This window comes from Thermodesulfobacteriota bacterium, assembly GCA_039028315.1.
GTDB lineage: Bacteria > Desulfobacterota_D > UBA1144 > Nemesobacterales > UBA2774 > CR02bin9.
The window spans coordinates 1-4,092 of sequence record JBCCIH010000198.1 but is presented as its reverse complement, the minus strand read 5'-3'; the positions used below and the strand labels follow the sequence as shown (position 1 = coordinate 4,092).

Sequence of the window (4,092 nt, the reverse complement as noted above, 5' to 3'; positions counted from 1 at the left end):
TGGCTCTACGATCATTACGTGGACCATATTGTATACGGCATGCTTGAGCCGGACTGGGTAAGTAGTGAAAAGCTTATGATAAATACTTAATATCTATTTATATGGACCTTCTCAAAACGACACTCTCAGATATAAAAAAAGATTTGGAACAAAATGCTGATACTCAGTACAGAGACAAGATTGGTGAGTATTTTAGTATGGATGTTAAGAACTATCTTGGAGTTAGAATCCCACTAGTAAGAAAAATCGGTAATAAGTACTACAAGAATATTAAGAATCTTAACCTTGATAGGATTATCGAGTTTTGCGAGCTGCTATTGAGTACTAATATTTACGAGCACAAAGTAATAGCTTTTCAGTATATGTATAAACAAAAAAAGCACTATAGAAAAAAGGATTTTAAACTACTTGAGGGATGGCTTAAAACATATGTGGATGATTGGAGCGACTGCGATGATTTATGTACTCATTCGCTTGGCTATTTCGTACACGCCTATCCAGAGTATCTTCCAAAGCTCAAGAAATGGGCGGTCTCAAAAAACAGATGGCTAAGAAGAGCCTCGGCCGTTACTTTGATCTACTCGATTAGACGAGGGCAGCATCTTGAGGAAATATTTGGAATAGCCCTCATGCTTCTAAGAGATAAAGATGATCTTGTTCAAAAGGGTTATGGCTGGATGCTAAAGGAGGCCAGTAAACAATATCCAGACCAAGTTTTTGAATTTATTATGGCTAATAAATCAGAGATGCCAAGAACAGCACTTAGATATGCGATTGAGAAAATGCCCCTAAAATATAAGAAGCAGGCAATGAAATAACACCTATAAATAAAAACGCCCTCCCATGCTGCATAACAGACACAGGAGGGCTTAAGAGAAGCAAAAGGCAAGATTTAGTCAATTTACCAAAACAATTATGAGGAAAGTAATATGGATGCGCTACAGCACTAGCCATATCTCCTCTAAATAGATATTAGACTATTTTGGTGTTATCTAGCAAGGTTTAATTTGGCTGCTGTAAATAGTATTAAAATAGTGTAAGTGCTAATACTATAGTATTAGTATGTTTGTTTTAGAATTTCACTTAGCGCTTAGACCGCCGTCAACTGAAAGCATTGTCCCAGTCATAAAACTAACATTGTCATCGCATAAAAATAGAACCGCAGGGGCTATCTCCTCAGGCTGGGCAAGCCGTCCGATCGGATGCACAGATATATACCGCTGTCTGGCAGCCTCTTTATCTCCCCACTGCTCAAACATATCCTCAACAAGCGGCGTGTACACCGTCCCAAGGCATATGGCGTTTACTCTTATGCCTTTATCCGCGTACTCAAGCGCCATACTTCTGGTGAGCTGGTTTACAGCGCCTTTTGATGAGTTGTACGCTGCAAAGCCCGGTGAGGCTTTAAGACCAAGTATTGAGGAATTGTTAACTATTACTCCATATCCCCGCTCAAGCATGTGCGGCAAAGCGTATTTACACATGAAGTACATGCCCCTTACATTTACATCAAATGTATTGCACCACTGCTCGGTAGTGGTCTCATGAGTAATTTCTTTGTATAGAACTCCGGCATTATTAAAAAGTATGTCCAATTGGCCAAACTTCTTTATCATGAAATCTACACTTTCTTTGCACTGCTCTTCTATAGCTACGTCGCTGACAAGATAGTCTAAATCCAGATTGCTCTCAGAAGCCTCACTCACAGCCTCAGTTAAAACCTCTTCCCTTCTTCCCGTTATGACAACCTTGGCTCCCTCTTTTGCGAATAAAAATGCTGTGGCTTTCCCAACTCCAGTTCCTCCGCCGGTGATAAGTGCGACTTTATCTCTTAGCTTCATAGGAGAAGTAGTATGGATGTTTTTAGGGTTTAATCAACATTATTTAATACAGAATTGCAATGAAAATGCAGATATAATAGTTAGTGGCTAAGTAATAATAAGAACCCAGTAATAGGTTATTTCAATGACTAAAAAATATTCTCAAGTAATTAAAAATCCTCGTTTAGGGGCTATAACTCTTTTAATGGCGATCGGGATTATTATGGTTTTGATGCTGATAATTAATATCTCGCTTAATAAATCTTCACACCCAGAGCCCGGACCTTCACTCACGTTCCTTGTTTCAGGCGAGCTAGAGGAAGCAATCAGCCTAAAAGACCTCAAGGAAGATCTTGAAATTCATGACATAACATTCACAGACCCTATGTATGAGAAAGAAAAACACTATAATGCATTTTTACTTTCCGATGTCCTCAATCTAGCTTATGGAGAAAATTGGAGTAGCGAGAGTTATACAGATGTAGCCTTTGAAGCGCTTGACGGCTACACAGCCGTTTCTTCAACAACTAAGCTCCAAGAGTCCGGGGGCTATATAGTGTTTGAGGATTTAGAATATCCGTACTGGGAACCTATTAGCATTAGAGAAGTAAATCCCGGCCCGTTTTATCTTGTGTGGACAGGAGAGAATCAAACTACAGCTAATGGATACCCCTGGCCATGGGAGCTTGAAACAATAAACCTTATTGATTTTAATAACGAATATGCCGGCGTTACTCCCATAGGGGCATTGGAAGGATCTGAAGTCTACAAAGGTTATGAGATTTTCAAAGCAAGGTGCATCAGGTGTCACGCAATGAACGGGGAGGGCGGTAAGATCGGCCCTGACATGAATGCCCCTCAGAGCATTACCACTTACAGAAACACCTATATGATTAAAGAGTTTATTCGAAATCCTTCTTTATACCGCCACACCCATATGCCGGACCATCCCGATCTCTCTGAGCAGAATCTAGACGATATTATCGCTTATTTTAAATATATGGATGAGATTAAAAACTAGCGCCTAAGGCTAAATCTCATACACTAGTATAAGTCATGCTTTTATTTGTATCCAAGACTTGCAGGCGCAATTACTGCACAATCCTAAAACTAGTGTAAATTGTATTAAGTAAAATGAATCCCACAACAGACGATATAAAACGCATACTTACCGAAAACAAAGTAATTGCAGTTGTTGGGCTGTCCCCAAAGTGGAATAGGCCGAGCCATTTTGCCGCAAAATATATGAAGGATCACGGCTATAAAATTATCCCGGTCAATCCTGGGTATGACCAAATTTTAGGGGAAAAATCCTATAAGTCCCTTCTTGATATTCCAGAGCCTGTTGATATAGTAGATATTTTTAGGCGATCCAAGGACGTCCCACCAATCGTAGATGATGCAATAAAAATCGGCGCAAAAGTAGTATGGATGCAGCTCACGGTAGTACATGAAGAAGCAGCCCAAAAAGCGAGGGACGCGGGTCTTGAGGTTGTAATGGATAGGTGTGTTAAGATAGAATATGGAAGGATATTCGGGGGAATAAATTATCTTGGGGTAAATAGAAGACTGATATCTTCAAAAAAATAACCACTTCTTAAAGGAGGGATACTATGTCAGAAAGAGAATTTGGATTTGATACTAAATGTGTTCATGCAGGTCAAAACCCTGATCCTACTACTGGGTCTAGAGGTGTGCCGATTTATCAGACTACAGCTTATGTATTTGATAATGCTGACCACGCGGCAGCGCTTTTTAACCTGGAGACTTTTGGAAATATTTATACCAGGATCATGAATCCAACCAACGGAGTATTTGAGGAAAGAATGGCAGCTCTTGAGGGAGGCAGCGCCGCTCTTGCGCTTAGCTCGGGGCAGGCTGCTCAAATGACATCTATTCTTACAATTCTTCATGCTGGCGATCATCTTGTGTCCTCAAGCACATTATACGGAGGAACGTATACCCAGTTTGATGTGAACCTTAGAGAAATGGGCATTGATGTCACTTTTGTAGATCCTGATGATCCGGAGAACTTTAGAAAAGCTATTACTGATAAAACAAGAGCACTATACGGAGAGACTGTAAGTAACCCGCGCGGGAATGTACTTGATATAGAAGCGGTTGCAAAAATTGGTGAGGACGCAGGGATTCCTCTCATTATTGATAACACTTTTGCAACTCCTTATCTTTGCAGACCAATTGAACATGGCGCAAATATAGTTGTAAACTCTGCCACTAAGTTTATTTGCGGCCATGGAACTTCAATCGGAGG

General features: G+C 40.3%; 5 protein-coding genes. 4 read left to right on the top strand and 1 reads right to left on the bottom strand.

Annotation, left to right across the window (positions count from 1 at the left end):
- Nucleotides 1-101 precede the first annotated feature (101 nt).
- Nucleotides 102-818, top strand: coding sequence for a DNA alkylation repair protein (locus AAF462_10565; GenBank protein ID MEM7009565.1), 717 nt, complete (start codon nt 102-104; stop codon nt 816-818).
- 261 nt (nt 819-1,079) lie between these two features.
- On the opposite strand, the gene AAF462_10560 is transcribed toward AAF462_10565, so the two are convergent.
- Nucleotides 1,080-1,841 (bottom strand): SDR family oxidoreductase, encoded by a 762-nt coding sequence (locus tag AAF462_10560; protein ID MEM7009564.1) that lies wholly within the window; start codon nt 1,839-1,841, stop codon nt 1,080-1,082.
- Between the two features lie 124 nt (nt 1,842-1,965).
- Here AAF462_10560 and AAF462_10555 point away from each other — a divergent pair, with 124 nt between their 5' ends.
- The 3 genes from AAF462_10555 to AAF462_10545 all read left to right on the top strand — a co-directional run.
- Nucleotides 1,966-2,841, top strand: coding sequence for a cytochrome c (locus tag AAF462_10555; GenBank protein MEM7009563.1), 876 nt, complete (start codon nt 1,966-1,968; stop codon nt 2,839-2,841).
- Between the two features lie 113 nt (nt 2,842-2,954).
- A complete protein-coding gene (locus AAF462_10550; GenBank protein MEM7009562.1) occupies nt 2,955-3,410 on the top strand; it encodes a CoA-binding protein in 456 nt (151 codons plus the stop codon).
- Between the two features lie 23 nt (nt 3,411-3,433).
- On the top strand, nt 3,434-4,092 hold a 659-nt coding region (locus AAF462_10545), incomplete at its 3' end, for an aminotransferase class I/II-fold pyridoxal phosphate-dependent enzyme (GenBank protein MEM7009561.1).

What these genes read in the sequence shown, in the direction of transcription:
- AAF462_10565 (MEM7009565.1), top strand. Translation starts at nt 102, where the DNA reads ATGGACCTTCTCAAAACGACACTCTCAGATATAAAAAAAGATTTGGAA.
- AAF462_10560 (MEM7009564.1), bottom strand. Translation starts at nt 1,841, where the DNA reads ATGAAGCTAAGAGATAAAGTCGCACTTATCACCGGCGGAGGAACTGGA.
- AAF462_10555 (MEM7009563.1), top strand. Translation starts at nt 1,966, where the DNA reads ATGACTAAAAAATATTCTCAAGTAATTAAAAATCCTCGTTTAGGGGCT.
- AAF462_10550 (MEM7009562.1), top strand. Translation starts at nt 2,955, where the DNA reads ATGAATCCCACAACAGACGATATAAAACGCATACTTACCGAAAACAAA.